The sequence below is a fragment of the Enterobacter sp. 168J2 genome, from assembly GCF_034107265.1.
In the GTDB taxonomy this organism is placed as follows: domain Bacteria; phylum Pseudomonadota; class Gammaproteobacteria; order Enterobacterales; family Enterobacteriaceae; genus Enterobacter; species Enterobacter nematophilus.
This window is the reverse complement of sequence record NZ_JAWNEB010000001.1, coordinates 1558509-1573385: the sequence shown is the minus strand read 5'-3', so window position 1 is coordinate 1573385 and position 14877 is coordinate 1558509. Positions and strand designations below refer to the sequence as shown.

At 57.4% G+C, this 14877-nt stretch carries 17 protein-coding genes; 10 read left to right on the top strand and 7 right to left on the bottom strand.

Annotation, left to right across the window (positions count from 1 at the left end; translation table 11 throughout):
- The first annotated feature begins 215 nt into the window (after nucleotides 1-215).
- Nucleotides 216-776: a VOC family protein gene (locus USG84_RS07545; protein WP_151412591.1), complete on the top strand. Its 561-nt coding sequence runs from the start codon at nucleotides 216-218 to the stop codon at nucleotides 774-776.
- A 78-nt stretch (nucleotides 777-854) separates the two neighbouring features.
- Nucleotides 855-1598, top strand: a complete 744-nt coding sequence (gene cutC / locus USG84_RS07540; RefSeq protein WP_253542563.1) for a copper homeostasis protein CutC — start codon at nucleotides 855-857, stop codon at nucleotides 1596-1598.
- Nucleotides 1599-1781: 183 nt separating this feature from the next.
- On the opposite strand, the gene cmoB is transcribed toward cutC, so the two are convergent.
- Genes cmoB through USG84_RS07515 form a run of 5 tightly spaced genes read right to left on the bottom strand, consistent with a single transcriptional unit; the run spans nucleotide 1782 to nucleotide 5362 of the window.
- A complete protein-coding gene (gene cmoB / locus USG84_RS07535; RefSeq protein ID WP_151412592.1) occupies nucleotides 1782-2753 on the bottom strand; it encodes a tRNA 5-methoxyuridine(34)/uridine 5-oxyacetic acid(34) synthase CmoB in 972 nt (323 codons plus the stop codon).
- A complete protein-coding gene (gene cmoA, locus USG84_RS07530; protein WP_045260318.1) occupies nucleotides 2750-3493 on the bottom strand; it encodes a carboxy-S-adenosyl-L-methionine synthase CmoA in 744 nt (247 codons plus the stop codon). The genes cmoB and cmoA overlap by 4 nt, the downstream gene beginning before the upstream one ends.
- A 40-nt stretch (nucleotides 3494-3533) precedes the next feature.
- Nucleotides 3534-3929, bottom strand: coding sequence for an MAPEG family protein (locus tag USG84_RS07525; protein WP_028013630.1), 396 nt, complete (start codon nucleotides 3927-3929; stop codon nucleotides 3534-3536).
- Between the two features lie 51 nt (nucleotides 3930-3980).
- Nucleotides 3981-4799, bottom strand: coding sequence for a DUF72 domain-containing protein (locus tag USG84_RS07520; protein WP_151412593.1), 819 nt, complete (start codon nucleotides 4797-4799; stop codon nucleotides 3981-3983).
- Nucleotides 4796-5362: a hydrolase gene (locus USG84_RS07515; RefSeq protein ID WP_151412594.1), complete on the bottom strand. Its 567-nt coding sequence runs from the start codon at nucleotides 5360-5362 to the stop codon at nucleotides 4796-4798. The genes USG84_RS07520 and USG84_RS07515 overlap by 4 nt, the downstream gene beginning before the upstream one ends.
- A gap of 264 nt (nucleotides 5363-5626) precedes the next feature.
- Here USG84_RS07515 and aspS point away from each other — a divergent pair, with 264 nt between their 5' ends.
- From aspS to ruvB, 6 genes are all read left to right on the top strand, one after another.
- Nucleotides 5627-7399, top strand: a complete 1773-nt coding sequence (gene aspS, locus USG84_RS07510; RefSeq protein ID WP_061097871.1) for an aspartate--tRNA ligase — start codon at nucleotides 5627-5629, stop codon at nucleotides 7397-7399.
- Nucleotide 7400: 1 nt separating this feature from the next.
- Nucleotides 7401-7844, top strand: a complete 444-nt coding sequence (nudB, locus tag USG84_RS07505) for a dihydroneopterin triphosphate diphosphatase (protein WP_059353978.1) — start codon at nucleotides 7401-7403, stop codon at nucleotides 7842-7844.
- A 27-nt stretch (nucleotides 7845-7871) separates the two neighbouring features.
- A complete protein-coding gene (locus tag USG84_RS07500) occupies nucleotides 7872-8612 on the top strand; it encodes a YebC/PmpR family DNA-binding transcriptional regulator (protein WP_003859747.1) in 741 nt (246 codons plus the stop codon).
- 34 nt (nucleotides 8613-8646) lie between these two features.
- Entirely contained in the window at nucleotides 8647-9168 is a 522-nt protein-coding gene (gene ruvC, locus USG84_RS07495) for a crossover junction endodeoxyribonuclease RuvC (protein ID WP_003859749.1), read from the top strand.
- Nucleotides 9169-9248: 80 nt separating this feature from the next.
- Entirely contained in the window at nucleotides 9249-9863 is a 615-nt protein-coding gene (gene ruvA, locus USG84_RS07490) for a Holliday junction branch migration protein RuvA (protein ID WP_061097873.1), read from the top strand.
- 8 nt (nucleotides 9864-9871) lie between these two features.
- Nucleotides 9872-10882, top strand: coding sequence for a Holliday junction branch migration DNA helicase RuvB (gene ruvB / locus USG84_RS07485; protein ID WP_061097874.1), 1011 nt, complete (start codon nucleotides 9872-9874; stop codon nucleotides 10880-10882).
- Between the two features lie 59 nt (nucleotides 10883-10941).
- Here the strand turns inward: ruvB and znuB are convergent, their stop codons facing one another.
- Together znuB and znuC are read right to left on the bottom strand one after the other, a co-directional pair.
- Complete coding sequence (znuB, locus tag USG84_RS07480; protein WP_151412595.1) at nucleotides 10942-11727, bottom strand: zinc ABC transporter permease subunit ZnuB; 786 nt, start codon at nucleotides 11725-11727, stop codon at nucleotides 10942-10944.
- Complete coding sequence (znuC, locus tag USG84_RS07475; RefSeq protein WP_014884314.1) at nucleotides 11724-12479, bottom strand: zinc ABC transporter ATP-binding protein ZnuC; 756 nt, start codon at nucleotides 12477-12479, stop codon at nucleotides 11724-11726. Before znuC ends, znuB begins: the two co-directional genes overlap by 4 nt.
- 77 nt (nucleotides 12480-12556) lie before the next feature.
- Between znuC and znuA the strand changes: the two genes are divergently transcribed.
- Together znuA and mepM are read left to right on the top strand one after the other, a co-directional pair.
- On the top strand, nucleotides 12557-13501 hold the full coding sequence (znuA, locus tag USG84_RS07470) for a zinc ABC transporter substrate-binding protein ZnuA (protein ID WP_151412610.1): 945 nt from the start codon (nucleotides 12557-12559) through the stop codon (nucleotides 13499-13501).
- Between the two features lie 15 nt (nucleotides 13502-13516).
- Nucleotides 13517-14836, top strand: a complete 1320-nt coding sequence (gene mepM, locus USG84_RS07465; protein ID WP_028013619.1) for a murein DD-endopeptidase MepM — start codon at nucleotides 13517-13519, stop codon at nucleotides 14834-14836.
- Nucleotides 14837-14877 lie beyond the last annotated feature (41 nt).

Here is a 14877-nt window from a genome sequence, read left to right as displayed (position 1 = left end):
GGGCTTACAACCGCCCGCGCCAGTTAAAGAATTTAGGGCGGGAGTATACTGCAAATGCCTTCTGGCGTCAGCATTGCGGGGCCTGAAGATTGCTCAGAATCCAGGCTAAGAAAGCGTGCATAACCATGCAGTCATAAAAAGCCGGATTCTGCGGTTGGTCAAAACGGGGCAACGGAGTAAATTAGCGGCTTTGCGACACGAAAAGAGACTGACTTATGGCGAACTGGCAATCCATTGACGAACTGCATGATATTTCCGCAGATTTACCGCGCTTCACAAAGGCGTTCACAGAACTTGCCACCCGTCTTGGTCTGGATATCGCGCCGCTTGAGGCGGATCACATTTCGTTGCGCTGTCACCAGAACGCCACCGCCGAGCGCTGGCGTCGCGGGTTTGAACAGTGCGGCGAGCTGCTCTCTGAGAACATCATCAATGGACGCCCCATTTGCCTTTTTAAGCTGCATGAACCGGTGAACGTGGCGCACTGGCAGTTCACCGTGGTTGAACTGCCGTGGCCGGGCGAGAAACGCTATCCGCACGAAGGGTGGGAGCATATTGAAATCGTCCTTCCGGGTGAGCCGGAAACGTTGAACGCGCGCGCCCTGGCCCTGCTGTCAGACGACGGGTTAAGCAAGCCAGGGATTTTTGTGAAGACGAGTTCACCCAAAGGCGAGCGCGAGCGTCTGCCTAACCCGACGCTGGCCGTGACGGACGGGCAGGTGACCGTGAAATTTCATCCCTGGACCATTGAGCAGATCGTTGCCAGCGAAGCCTGAGAGTTGTGACTCGTCGCCAGGACCCGAACCGAGAGGCGTGCCATGATGGCGCGTTAAGCTGATTTTAAGGAGAAGCAGATGGCGTTGCTGGAGATTTGTTGTTACAGCGTGGAGTGTGCCGTAACGGCGCAAAAGATGGGAGCGGACCGTATTGAACTGTGCGCTGCCCCGAAAGAAGGGGGGTTAACGCCTTCATACGGCGTGTTGAAGTCTGCCCGCCAGGCGGTCACCATTCCGGTACATCCGATTATTCGTCCTCGCGGCGGCGATTTTTGTTACACGGCGGGCGAGTTCAGTGCCATGCTTGAAGATATCGCCCTTGTTCGTGACCTGGGTTTCCCCGGCCTGGTGACCGGCCTGCTTGATGAAGACGGACATATCGATCTGCCGCGCATGCGCCAGGTGATGGATGCCGCAAAAGGAATGGCCGTCACGTTTCACCGTGCGTTTGATATGTGCAAAGATCCCCTGCAAGCGTTTGATACGCTTGCCGAACTTGGCGTGGCGCGCGTCCTGACATCGGGGCAGCAGTCTTCGGCTGAAAAAGGACTGCAATTAATTACGGAACTAAAAGCACATTCCGGTGTTCCAATAATAATGGCGGGTGCGGGAGTCCGTGCCAGCAATCTGGAACGGTTTTTAAACGCCGGGGTGGAAGAGCTTCACAGCTCTGCGGGTAAATGGATACCTTCACCCATGCGTTATCGCAATACAGGGCTGTCAATGTCGACGGATGCTGAAGCGGATGAGTATTCGCGCTACGGCGTAGAGGGAGAGTCGGTTGCGGAAATGAAGTCGCTGATTGAGCGCCATCACGTGTAGCAACGTACCGATTTTTACCGCGCATCATGTCGCCCAATATGATGCTTGCTTGTACCAGGCCCCTGCCAATTACACAGGGGCCTTTTTTTATCTATGCCCCTCTCCCCAAAGGGGCGAGGGTGAAAAGACCGCACCGTGCAGTCCCCTCTCCCCTGTGGGAGAGGGTTAGGGTGAGGGGTAAAACTACGGCTTGGTCGCAATCAGCACCGCACGCATCGGTGCAGGATAGCCTTCAACGGTTTTGCTGTGGTCGGCCGGGTCGAGGAACTGCTCCAGCGATTCGGTGATCATCCAGTCGGTGCGGCGCTGCTCTTGGATAGACGTCACGCAGACGTCTGCAATGCGCACGTCCACAAACCCGCATTTCTCCAGCCAGTTTTTCAGCGCCAGCGCGGACGGGATGAAGTAAACGTTGCGCATCTGCGCGTAGCGATCGCCCGGCACCAGCACGGCATGTTCATCGCCTTCAATCACCAGCGTTTCCAGCACCAGCTCGCCGCCGCTGACCAGCTGATCTTTGAGCTGCCACAGGTGTTCAAGCGGGGAACGACGGTGATACAGCACGCCCATGGAGAAGACGGTATCAAAGGCTTTCAGGGCCGGGAGCTGCTCTATGCCCAGCGGCAGCAGGTGCGCGCGCTGGTCGTTGCCGAGCAGTTTTCGCACCGCTTCAAACTGGCACAGGAAGAGCTGCATCGGGTCGATGCCGACCGCCAGATGCGCGCCAGCGCCAATCATGCGCCACATGTGGTAACCGCTGCCGCAGCCTACGTCCAGAATGGTGCGCCCGGTCAGGTCGGAAAGGTGCGGCAGAACGCGATCCCACTTCCAGTCTGAGCGCCACTCGGTATTGATGTTCACGCCGTACAGCGAAAACGGCCCTTTGCGCCACGGCATTAAATTTCGCATCAGCGTTTCGATGCGGTTGATCTGCCCGGCCGGGAGCGGCTCTGCGCTTTCCGCCGTCACGCTGTGCAATAAGTCCAGACGATGCGGCGTCAGTTCCGGCAGATACTCCACGGCATTTGACCACTGCTTTAACAGGCCGTGCTGCTGGTCGCGCTGCCAGGCGGCAATCTGCGCCGGCAGGGTCTCCAGCCAGTGGGAAAGATGATTTTTAGCAATCAGCTGATAAAAGTTGCTGAATTCAATCATGCGGCATCCCCGGCTTTTAGCGCCACCAGAGAGCCAAAGTTAAAGCACTGGAACCACAGTTCGCTGTGCTCAAACCCGGCTTTGTGCAGGCGCGCTTTATGGGTTTCCACGGAGTCCGTCAGCATTACGTTTTCCAGCATGCTGCGCTTCTGGCTGATCTCCAGCTCGCTGTAGCCGTTCGCCCGTTTGAAATCGTGGTGCATGTTGAACAGCAGCTCGCCTACTTTGGCATCCTCAAAGCTGAATTTCTCAGACAGCACCAGCGCGCCGCCGGGATTCAGCCCCTGATAAATTTTGTCCAGCAGCAGCTGGCGGTCTTCAGGCACCAGGAACTGCAGGGTAAAATTCAGCACCACCATCGAGGCGTTGTTAATCTCGATCTCACGGATATCGCCTTCCACCACGTCCACCGGAACGGGCGCTTTGTACGCGTCAATATGGCGACGGCAGCGTTCCACCATGGCCGGGGAGTTATCGACGGCAATGATTCGGCAGCCATCGTGGTGAATGTTACGACGTACCGACAGCGTTGCCGCGCCGAGCGAGCAGCCCAGGTCGTAGACCTGCGTGCCGGGTTGAACGAAGCGCTCAGCCAGCATACCGATCATTGAGATAATATTGGAATAACCGGGAACAGAGCGCTGGATCATATCCGGGAAGACTTCGGCTACCCGTTCATCGAAGGTCCAGTCGCCCAGGCTGGCGATAGGCGCGGAAAAAAGCGTGTCGCGATCTGACATAACGTAAAAATCCGGGAAAAATAAAGTGGCGTATTGTGCGCTAATGGAGTGAGAAAACCAACTCCCACGGCATATACCACAGGTTAGCCAGCACCATCAGCAAAAGCGAACACCAGGTCGCGCTCATGCCGGAACGACGCCAGCGGAATAAACGGTGGTGAAAGCCGTAATAATGCATTAACCGGCCGGCAATCAGCATCAGGCCACAAATATGCACCATCCAGGTTTCCGCGCCATTCATCTCCATAAACAGCAGCAGGATGAGGGCCACGGGAATGTATTCCACCGCATTACCGTGAATGCGGATAGCGCTTTGCAGTTCGGAGAAACCGCCGTCGCCGTAAGAGACGCGGTACTGCATCCTCAGGCGCACAACATCAAATGAAAATTTAATCAGCAGTAATGCACCTAACACCGCATACAGCGCGCTGACCATACTAACTCCCTGTTTTTGGCAGATGGCACTTCACTATGATAGGGGGTGATATCAGAAAAGAGAAGATTGTTGTGGGATGGAAGGGGCGCTGCCCACGGACGGCACCGCAGCCTGCAAGGCCTGCCACAGAGCATCGACCAGTTCGGGCGCCTGAGCGATATCCGGCGTATGCAAAAAGAGGTACGGCGTGGTGGTGTGCTCCCAGTTCGCGAGTTTTTGCAGCCAGACGGCGAACATCGCCTGATTTTGCTGCATATTGTCGCTGCCGATAAACCGAACCATCGGGTTCTGCGCGGTCACGATGGCGTGAACCGGCACTTTCGGTTTTTTACGCTGAGCTTCAACGATGGCCTCGTTATGCGGTACCGCACTGTGCACCGGGCGACTGTCAAGGATCACGCGGTTAACGGAACGATCCAGCAGGCCGCGGTTGAGCGCTTTCTCGGCTTCGCCCTTCGCAAAGAACTCCTGGTGCCGGACTTCAACGCCGTAGGTGAAGTCGCGGGGCAGGGCATCGAGGAACTGCCACAGCGCGGTCAGGTCGCGCGGGCCAAAGGTGGCGGGAAGCTGGAGCCAGTATTGCCCGATGCGGTTAGCCAGCGGCGACATGCGCGTGAAAAATTCTTCCGTTAAGTCCCCGCAGTTGCGCAGCGCGGCCTGGTGGGAGATGGTCGCCGGAAACTTAAAGCAGAAGCGGAAATCGTCCGTCGTTTGCTCCCGCCAGCGTTCGACAATCTCCGGGCGGGGCAGGGCGTACAGCGTGGTGTTACCCTCGACGCAGTTGAAGTGTCGGGCATACTCTTCAAGGCTGGTAATGCCCAGGCGCACCCATTTCGGGTGCGACCACTGGGGCAGGCCCACGTACATCATAGCGCGCTTAAAATCTCATCCGTGCTGCGCACGCGTCCGATGCGCGGGAAGATATGGATCATGCTGCCCTGATGCTGTTCCGCGGAGGCCGCGCTGCAGGCATCTTCGGCAATCACCAGGTTAAAGCCCAGCTCCCAGGCGTTACGGGCGGTGGATTCCACGCCGATGTTGGTGGATATGCCGCACAGAATAAGGGTGTCGATACCGCGGCGGCGGAGCTGCAGCTCAAGGTCGGTCCCGTAGAAGGCGCCCCACTGGCGTTTGGTCACTTCGATATCGCTGTCGCGCTTTCCGAGCGACACAGGGTACGTCCACCAGTTTTCCGGCAGGGCATGCGCGGGCGCCTGGGCATCAACGGGCTGTTTTAACGCCTCGGCGAAATCAGCGGACCAGCCGACGCGCACCATGACCACAGGGGCACCGCTGGCGCGGCATTTCTCGGCCAGGCGAGCGGCGCGGCTGACGACTTCATCCGCTGCGTGTGGGCCACCGGCGAAGGGTAGGATCCCTTCCTGTAAATCAATCACCACAAGCGCGGTTTTGCGGGCATCAAGTGTTAACATCGTCACTCCAGGTAAATTAATCACTTCCGTAACACCTTACGACGTGATGACCTGTTATCGGTCGGATAATTTTGTTAATTTTTGTGAGAATGCGCAATAAGAGTGCAGCAAACGACCGTCTGGCGGTGGTTCGCTCTTATCGTCCGGCGGAATTTCCAGTATAATAGCCGCCTTTTTTCATCCAGTTGTGACATACAGAAAGCTGCGACATAGTAGCCTGCATACCAGGCGACATTTAGCCTGCGGCTAATTAAGGGATATCTCATGCGTACAGAATATTGCGGGCAGCTGCGTCAGTCCCACGTCGGACAGCAGGTCACCCTGTGTGGTTGGGTCAACCGTCGTCGTGATCTTGGTAGCCTTATCTTTATCGATATGCGCGACCGTGAAGGTATCGTTCAGGTGTTCTTCGACCCGGATCGCGCAGAAGCGCTGAAGCTGGCTTCTGAACTGCGTAATGAGTTCTGCATTCAGGTCACCGGCACCGTGCGTGCGCGTGACGAGAAAAACGTTAACGCCGACATGGCGACGGGCGCTATCGAAGTGCTGGCCTCCGATCTGGTTATCATCAACCGTGCTGAAGCGCTGCCGCTGGACTCCAACCACGTCAACACTGAAGAAGCGCGTCTGAAATACCGCTACCTGGATCTGCGTCGTCCGGAAATGGCCCAGCGCCTGAAAACCCGTGCGAAAATCACCAGCCTGGTGCGTCGCTTTATGGATGACCACGGTTTCCTCGATATCGAAACCCCGATGCTGACCAAAGCCACGCCGGAAGGCGCGCGCGATTACCTGGTGCCATCCCGCGTTCATAAAGGCAAATTCTACGCGCTGCCGCAGTCACCGCAGCTGTTCAAACAGCTGCTGATGATGTCCGGCTTCGATCGCTATTATCAAATCGTTAAGTGCTTCCGCGATGAAGACCTGCGCGCTGACCGTCAGCCAGAATTTACCCAGATCGACGTGGAAACTTCCTTCATGACCGCCGAACAGGTGCGTGAGGTGATGGAAGCTCTGGTGCGTAGCCTGTGGAACGACGTGAAAGGCGTTGAGCTGGGCGATTTCCCGATCATGACCTTCGCCGAAGCGGAACGTCGCTACGGCTCCGACAAGCCAGACCTGCGTAACCCGATGGAGCTGGTGGACGTGGCAGACCTGGTGAAAGCCGTTGAGTTCGCGGTATTCGCGGGCCCGGCTAACGATCCGAAAGGCCGCGTGGCTGCCCTGCGCGTGCCGGGCGGCGCGGCGCTGAGCCGTAAGCAGATTGATGACTACGGCAACTTTATTAAGATCTACGGCGCGAAAGGCCTGGCCTATATTAAAGTGACCGAGCGCGCGAAAGGTCTGGAAGGGATCACCAGCCCGGTAGCGAAGTTCCTGAACGCGGACATCGTGGAAGCGATCCTTGAGCGCACCGGTGCGCAGGACGGCGACATGATCTTCTTCGGCGCAGACAACAAGAAAGTCGTTGCGGATGCGATGGGCGCGCTGCGTCTGAAGCTCGGCAAAGACCTGAACCTGACCGACGAAACCAAATGGGCGCCGCTGTGGGTTATCGACTTCCCAATGTTTGAAGACGACGGTGAAGGCGGCCTGACCGCAATGCACCACCCGTTCACCTCGCCAAAAGACATGACGGCGGCAGAGCTGAAAGCGGCACCGGAAGATGCGGTTGCGAATGCCTACGACATGGTCATCAACGGCTACGAAGTGGGCGGCGGTTCCGTGCGTATTCACAGCGGTGACATGCAGCAGACCGTGTTCGGCATTCTGGGCATTAACGAGCAGGAGCAGCGCGAGAAGTTTGGCTTCCTGCTGGACGCGCTGAAATACGGCACGCCGCCGCACGCGGGTCTGGCCTTCGGTCTTGACCGTCTGACCATGCTGCTGACCGGCACCGATAACATTCGTGATGTTATTGCCTTCCCGAAAACCACTGCCGCAGCGTGTCTGATGACCGAAGCGCCAAGCTTTGCCAACCCGGCAGCGCTGGCCGAGCTGGGCATTGAAGTGGTGAAGAAGGAAGAGAAAAACTGATATGGCATATAAGCTTCCCGTTTCTGTCCTGGTGGTCATTTATGCAGAAGACACGAAGCGGGTGCTGATGTTGCAGCGGCGCGACGATCCTGATTTCTGGCAGTCGGTTACCGGCAGCCTGGAAGAGGGGGAGACCGCGCCGCAGGCCGCCGCGCGTGAAGTAAAGGAAGAGGTCACCATTGATGTTGCTCATGAGCAACTGACCCTGAAGGACTGTCAGCGCACGGTGGAGTTTGAAATTTTTAGCCATTTACGTCATCGCTATGCGCCGGGCATTGAGCGCAACACGGAGTCGTGGTTCTGTCTCGCGCTCCCCCATGAGCGGGAGATCGTGTTTACCGAACACCTGAACTACCGCTGGGTGAACGCGGCGGATGCCGCCGCACTGACCAAGTCGTGGAGCAACCGGCAGGCGATTGAAGAATTTGTAATTAACGCGGCCTGAGAAGGCGCGATTTTTGGAGAACTTTTTATGGCAGGTCATAGTAAGTGGGCCAACACCAAACACCGCAAAGCGGCACAGGATGCCAAGCGCGGTAAGATCTTTACCAAAATTATTCGTGAGCTGGTGACAGCGGCACGTCTGGGCGGCGGCGATCCGGCCTCTAACCCGCGCCTGCGCGCGGCGGTGGATAAAGCCCTGTCCAACAACATGACGCGTGACACCCTGAACCGTGCGATTGCACGTGGCGTGGGCGGTGATGAAGACGCGAACATGGAAACCATCATTTATGAAGGTTACGGCCCTGGCGGTACTGCGGTGATGGTTGAATGTCTGTCTGACAACCGTAACCGTACCGTTGCAGAAGTGCGCCACGCGTTCACCAAAACCGGTGGCAACCTGGGCACTGACGGTTCCGTAGCTTACCTGTTCAGCAAAAAAGGCGTCATCTCCTTCGAGAAAGGCGACGAAGATGCGATCATGGAAGCGGCGCTGGAAGCGGGTGCGGAAGACGTGGTGACCTACGATGATGGCGCCATTGACGTCTACACCGCGTGGGAAGAGATGGGCGCCGTGCGCGATGCGCTGGAAGCTGCGGGCCTGAAAGCGGATAACGCCGAAGTCTCCATGATCCCGTCCACCAAAGCGGATATGGATGCGGAAACCGCACCGAAACTGCTGCGTCTGATCGACATGCTCGAAGACTGCGACGACGTGCAGGAAGTGTACCACAACGGTGAAATCTCTGATGAGGTTGCAGCGACTCTCTGATGAGAGCCTGTAAACCGTTTACGGGAGACGCGTGATGTCGATTATCCTCGGGATTGACCCCGGCTCACGCGTCACCGGCTATGGCGTTATCCGTCAGGTGGGACGCCAGCTGACCTACCTCGGCAGTGGATGTATTCGCACCAAAGTGGACGATCTGCCGTCGCGCCTGAAGCTCATCTATGCGGGCGTGTCGGAGATTATCACTCAGTTCCAGCCGGACTATTTCGCCATCGAGCAGGTCTTTATGGCGAAGAACGCGGACTCGGCGCTGAAGCTCGGTCAGGCGCGCGGGGTGGCGATTGTAGCCGCCGTGAACCAGGATCTCCCGGTGTTCGAATACGCCGCGCGTCAGGTTAAGCAGACGGTGGTGGGGATTGGTAGCGCGGAGAAGAGCCAGGTGCAGCACATGGTGCGCACCCTTCTGAAGCTTCCCGCGAACCCGCAGGCCGACGCCGCCGATGCGCTGGCGATTGCGATTACCCACTGTCACGTCAGCCAGAACGCGATGCAAATGAGCGAGTCGCGGCTCAATCTGGCGCGAGGCAGGTTACGATAATCAGAAATCAGGCTGGATGTTTATCCAGCCTTTTTTTATTATGTCGGCAGTTAATTTCTTCCAGAACGCAGGAGCGTCACGTGATAGGCAGACTCAGAGGCATCATCATTGAAAAACAACCCCCGTTAGTGCTGCTGGAAGTGGGGGGCGTGGGCTATGAAGTCCATATGCCGATGACCTGCTTCTACGAGCTGCCGGACGCGGGCAAAGAGGCGATTGTCTTTACCCAGTTTGTGGTGCGTGAAGATGCTCAGCTGCTGTACGGCTTTAACAACAAGCAGGAACGCACCCTGTTCCGCGAGCTGATTAAAACCAACGGTGTGGGGCCGAAGCTGGCGCTGGCGATTTTGTCCGGCATGTCCGCTCCGCAGTTTGTGAATGCCGTTGAGCGCGAAGATCCCGCGGCGCTGATTAAGCTTCCGGGCATCGGTAAGAAAACCGCCGAACGTCTGATCGTCGAAATGAAAGACCGCTTTAAAGGTCTTCACGGCGATCTGTTCACCCCGGCCGCCGATTTGGTTCTGACTGCTCCTGGTGCGCCTGCCTCTGATGATGACGCCGAGCAGGAAGCGGTTGCCGCGCTGGTGGCGCTGGGCTATAAACCTCAGGAGGCCAGCCGGATGGTGAGCAAAATTGCTAAACCGGACGCCAGCAGTGAAACCCTGATTCGTGAAGCGCTGCGCGCTGCATTGTGAGGTAAAGGATGATTGAAGCAGATCGCCTGGTATCGGCAGGCACCCTTCAGGCAGAAGACGTGGTGGATCGTGCGATCCGCCCGAAGCTGCTTGATGAGTACATCGGCCAGCCGCAGGTTCGTTCCCAGATGGAGATTTTCATCCAGGCGGCAAAGCTGCGCGGCGATGCACTCGATCACCTGCTGATTTTTGGCCCGCCGGGGTTAGGGAAAACCACCCTGGCGAATATCGTCGCCAACGAAATGGGCGTGAATCTGCGCACCACCTCCGGCCCGGTGCTGGAGAAAGCGGGCGATCTGGCGGCGATGCTGACCAACCTTGAACCGCATGACGTGCTGTTTATTGACGAAATCCACCGCCTGTCGCCCATAGTGGAAGAGGTGCTCTATCCGGCGATGGAAGATTACCAGCTAGATATCATGATCGGCGAAGGCCCGGCCGCGCGCTCCATCAAAATCGATCTGCCGCCGTTTACCCTGATTGGCGCCACGACGCGCGCCGGGTCGTTAACCTCTCCACTGCGGGATCGCTTCGGTATTGTACAGCGTCTGGAGTTTTATCAGGTGCCGGACCTCCAGCATATCGTTGGCCGCAGCGCGCGCTACATGGGGCTGGATATGAGTGAAGAGGGTGCATTTGAGGTGGCGAAGCGCTCCCGTGGGACGCCGCGTATTGCCAACCGCCTGCTGCGTCGCGTGCGTGACTTCGCCGAGGTGAAGCACGATGGTACCATATCGGCAGAGATTGCCGCCCAGGCGCTGGATATGCTGAACGTCGATGCCGAAGGCTTTGACTATATGGACCGCAAGCTGCTGCTGGCGGTGCTGGATAAGTTCTTTGGCGGACCGGTTGGCCTGGATAACCTGGCGGCGGCAATCGGCGAGGAGCGCGAGACCATTGAGGACGTGCTGGAGCCGTATCTGATCCAGCAGGGCTTCTTACAGCGCACGCCGCGTGGCCGAATGGCGACGGTGCGGGCGTGGAATCATTTCGGCATTACGCCACCGGCAATGCCGTAATCCATTGTTCCCTCTCCCTGTGGGAGAGGGCCAGGGTGAGGGCATCAGCGCCCTCGATGTTAATTTGCGGTCTTCTTCATCATACTAAAAATAAACAGCACCGCTGCACACAACACCACCGACGGCCCCGCCGGCGTGTCATAAAACGCCGAGAAGGTTAACCCGCCCGTTACCGCAATCATCCCGATAATCACGGCCACACCGGCCATCTGCTCTGGCGTACGGGCAAAGCGACGCGCCGTGGCGGCAGGGATGATCAGCAGCGACGTGATAATCAGCGCGCCGACGAACTTCATCGCCACACCGATGGTTAACGCCGTCACCAGCATCAGCAGCAGCTTCACGCGCTGCAGCTTCACGCCGTCGACGAAGGCCAGATCCGGGCTGACGGTCATTGCCAGTAAATTCCGCCACTGCCACAGCAGAATACCCAGCACCACCGCTACGCCAGTGGCGATAGCGATAAGATCTTCCGGCGTCACGGCCAGCAGATCGCCGAACAGGTAGGCCATCAGGTCAACGCGGATATTCGACATCAGGCTAACAACGACCAGACCCAGCGACAGCGCGCTGTGCGCCATGATGCCAAGCAGCGTATCAATGGCGAGGTGAGGGCGCTTCTCCAGCCAGACCAGACCGGCCGCCAGCAGCAGCGTGACCACAACCACCGCGTAGAAGGGATTCACATCCAGCAGCAAACCAAAGGCAACGCCCAGCAGCGACGCGTGCGCCAGGGTATCACCGAAGTAAGACATTCTGCGCCACACCACAAACGAGCCGAGTGGACCCGCGGCGCAGGCAAGCATAACCCCGGCCAGCCAGCCGGGCAGTAACAGTTCAATCATGAGTGTCCATTTCCCCGACGCAGAACGATTCGTCCCTGCAAATCATGGCGGTGATTATGATGATGGCGATAAATGCCAAGCTGCTCAGCGCCGCGAGGGCCGAACATGGAGATAAATTCCGGGTGCATTGAGACCACTTCAGGCGTGCCGGAACAGCAAATGTGATGGTTAAGACACAGCACTTCGTCAGTTTTCGCCATCACCAGATGCAGGTCGTGGGAGACCATCAGCACGGCGCAGTTCAGTTCGCGGCGCAGCTGGTCTATCAAATCATAAAGCGCGACCTGACCATTGACGTCCACGCCCTGGGTTGGCTCATCCAGCACCAGCAGCTGCGGGCTGCTCAATAGCGCACGGGCCAGCAAAACGCGCTGCGTCTCGCCGCCGGACAGTTTCTGCAGCGGCGCGTCGATAAGATGCCCCGCCTGCACGCGCTTCAGCGCCGGAAGAATATCGGCTTTTCGCGTGCCGGGACGCAGACGCAGGAACCGACTTACCGTCAGCGGCAGGGTGGCGTCCAGATGTAATTTTTGCGGCACATAGCCGATCCGCAATTTTTCCTCGCGCGTGATTACACCTTCATCCGGTGTAACCAGACCCAGCACCACGCGCACCAGAGTGGATTTACCTGCGCCATTGGGGCCGAGCAGCGTTAAAATTTTGCCGGGCTTCAAATCCAGCGACACGTCAGAGAGGACGCGGCGCTGGCCAAAGGAGACCGAAATATTGTCGAGAGAAACCAGAGTCGTCATGTCAATTTAAGCTTGAAGAAGTCAACGAATGTTATAATATCACATTCCACGCATTCACTACGATGAACAGTCGCATTATGTTACATAAAAATACGCTTCTTTTCGCAGCATTATCCACCGCCCTTTGGGGAACAACCGCACAAGATGTTAACGCTGCCGTTGTCGCTTCGCTTAAACCGCTTGGATTCATCGCGTCGGCCATTGCCGATGGGGTAACGGAAACCCAGGTTCTGCTCCCTGACGGGGCTTCAGAGCATGACTATTCGCTGCGCCCGTCTGATGTAAAACGCTTACAAAACGCAGACTTAGTTGTCTGGATTGGTCCGGAGATGGAAGCGTTTATGCAGAAGTCCGCCAAACAGATCCCAGGCGAAAAACAGGTCGCGATTGCCGGGCTGTCCGGCGTGAAACCGCTGCTGATGAAAGGGGCGGATGATGACGCTGACGAACACGACCATCACGCTGCAGAGGGTGAAAAAGGTGATGGAGATCACCATCACGGCGAGTACAACATGCATCTCTGGCTATCCCCAGAGATAGCGCGGCTTTCAGCGGTTGCAATCCATGGCAAATTAGTGGAACTTATGCCGCAAAGTCGAGCCAAACTAGACGCCAACCTGAAGGATTTTGAGGCACAATTAGCCGCAACCGATAAGCAGGTAGGTAATGAGCTCGCACCGTTGAAAGGAAAAGGGTATTTCGTTTTTCATGACGCCTACGGCTACTACGAAAAACACTACGGCCTGACCCCGCTTGGGCACTTTACCGTCAACCCTGAAATTCAACCTGGTGCGCAGCGTTTACATGAAATCAGAACACAGTTGGTTGAGCAGAAAGCGACATGCGTTTTTGCTGAGCCACAGTTCAGGCCAGCGGTCGTAGAAGCCGTGGCCAGGGGAACATCCGTGCGCATGGGAACCCTTGACCCGCTAGGTACGAATATCCAGTTGAGCAAAGCGAGCTACTCGCAGTTCCTCAGCCAACTGGCGAACCAGTATGCGAGCTGCCTGAAAGGAGATTAACGAGGAAGTGAATACGTGCAACAGATAGCCCGCTCTGTCGCCCTGGCATTTAACAATCTGCCTCGACCCCACCGCGTTATGCTGGGGTCGCTTACAGTTCTCACCTTAGCGGTCGCCGTCTGGCGGCCCTATGTTTACCACCCGAGTTCTGCCCCGATCATAAAAACCATCGAGCTTGAAAAGAGCGAGATCCGATCTTTGCTACCTGAAGCCAGCGAGCCTATCGACCAGGCCGCTCAGGAAGATGAAGCTATCCCTCAGGATGAACTGGACGATAAAACCGAGAACGAAGCGGGGATCCACGAATACGTTGTCTCTACCGGTGACACGCTGAGCAGCGTGCTTAACCAGTACGGTATCGACATGGGCAATATCAGCCAGCTGGCCGCTGCGGATAAAGACCTGCGTAACCTGAAAATCGGGCAACAGCTCTCCTGGACATTAACGGCGGATGGCGATCTTCAGCGCTTGACCTGGGAAATGTCCCGCCGCGAAACCCGCACCTACGACCGCACTGCAAACGGTTTCAAAATGACCAGCGAAATGCAGAAAGGCGACTGGGTGAACAGCGTGATGAAAGGCACCGTCGGCGGAAGTTTTGTTTCCAGCGCCCGTGATGCGGGCCTGACCAGCGGTGAAATCAGCGCGGTGATCAAAGCCATGCAGTGGCAGATGGATTTCCGTAAGCTCAAGAAAGGCGACGAGTTTTCCGTCCTGATGTCCCGCGAAATGCTGGACGGCAAGCGCGAGCAAAGCCAGCTGCTGGGGGTGCGTCTGCGCTCCGAGGGCAAAGATTACTACGCCATTCGCGCTGAAGACGGCAAGTTCTATGACCGCAGCGGTACGGGTCTTGCGAAAGGCTTCCTGCGTTTCCCGACGGCGAAACAGTTCCGCGTCTCCTCTAACTTCAACCCGCGTCGTCTGAACCCGGTTACCGGGCGCGTTGCGCCTCACCGCGGGGTAGACTTCGCGATGCCGCAGGGCACGCCGGTGCTGTCCGTTGGCGATGGCGAAGTGGTGATGGCAAAACGCAGCGGTGCAGCGGGTTATTACGTGGCCATCCGTCACGGTCGCACCTACACCACCCGCTATATGCACCTGCGCAAGCTGCTGGTCAAACCGGGGCAGAAAGTGAAACGCGGTGACCGTATCGCGCTCTCCGGCAACACCGGCCGCTCTACTGGCCCACACCTGCACTATGAAGTGTGGATCAACCAGCAGGCCGTGAACCCGCTGACGGCCAAACTGCCGCGCACCGAAGGCCTGACAGGTAAAGATCGTTCCGATTACCTGGCGCAGGCGAGAGAGGTGATACCGCAGCTGAGCTTAAACTAAGTTCTCTGTTTGTGAAAAAAGCCGGTGTCAGTATGCGCCGG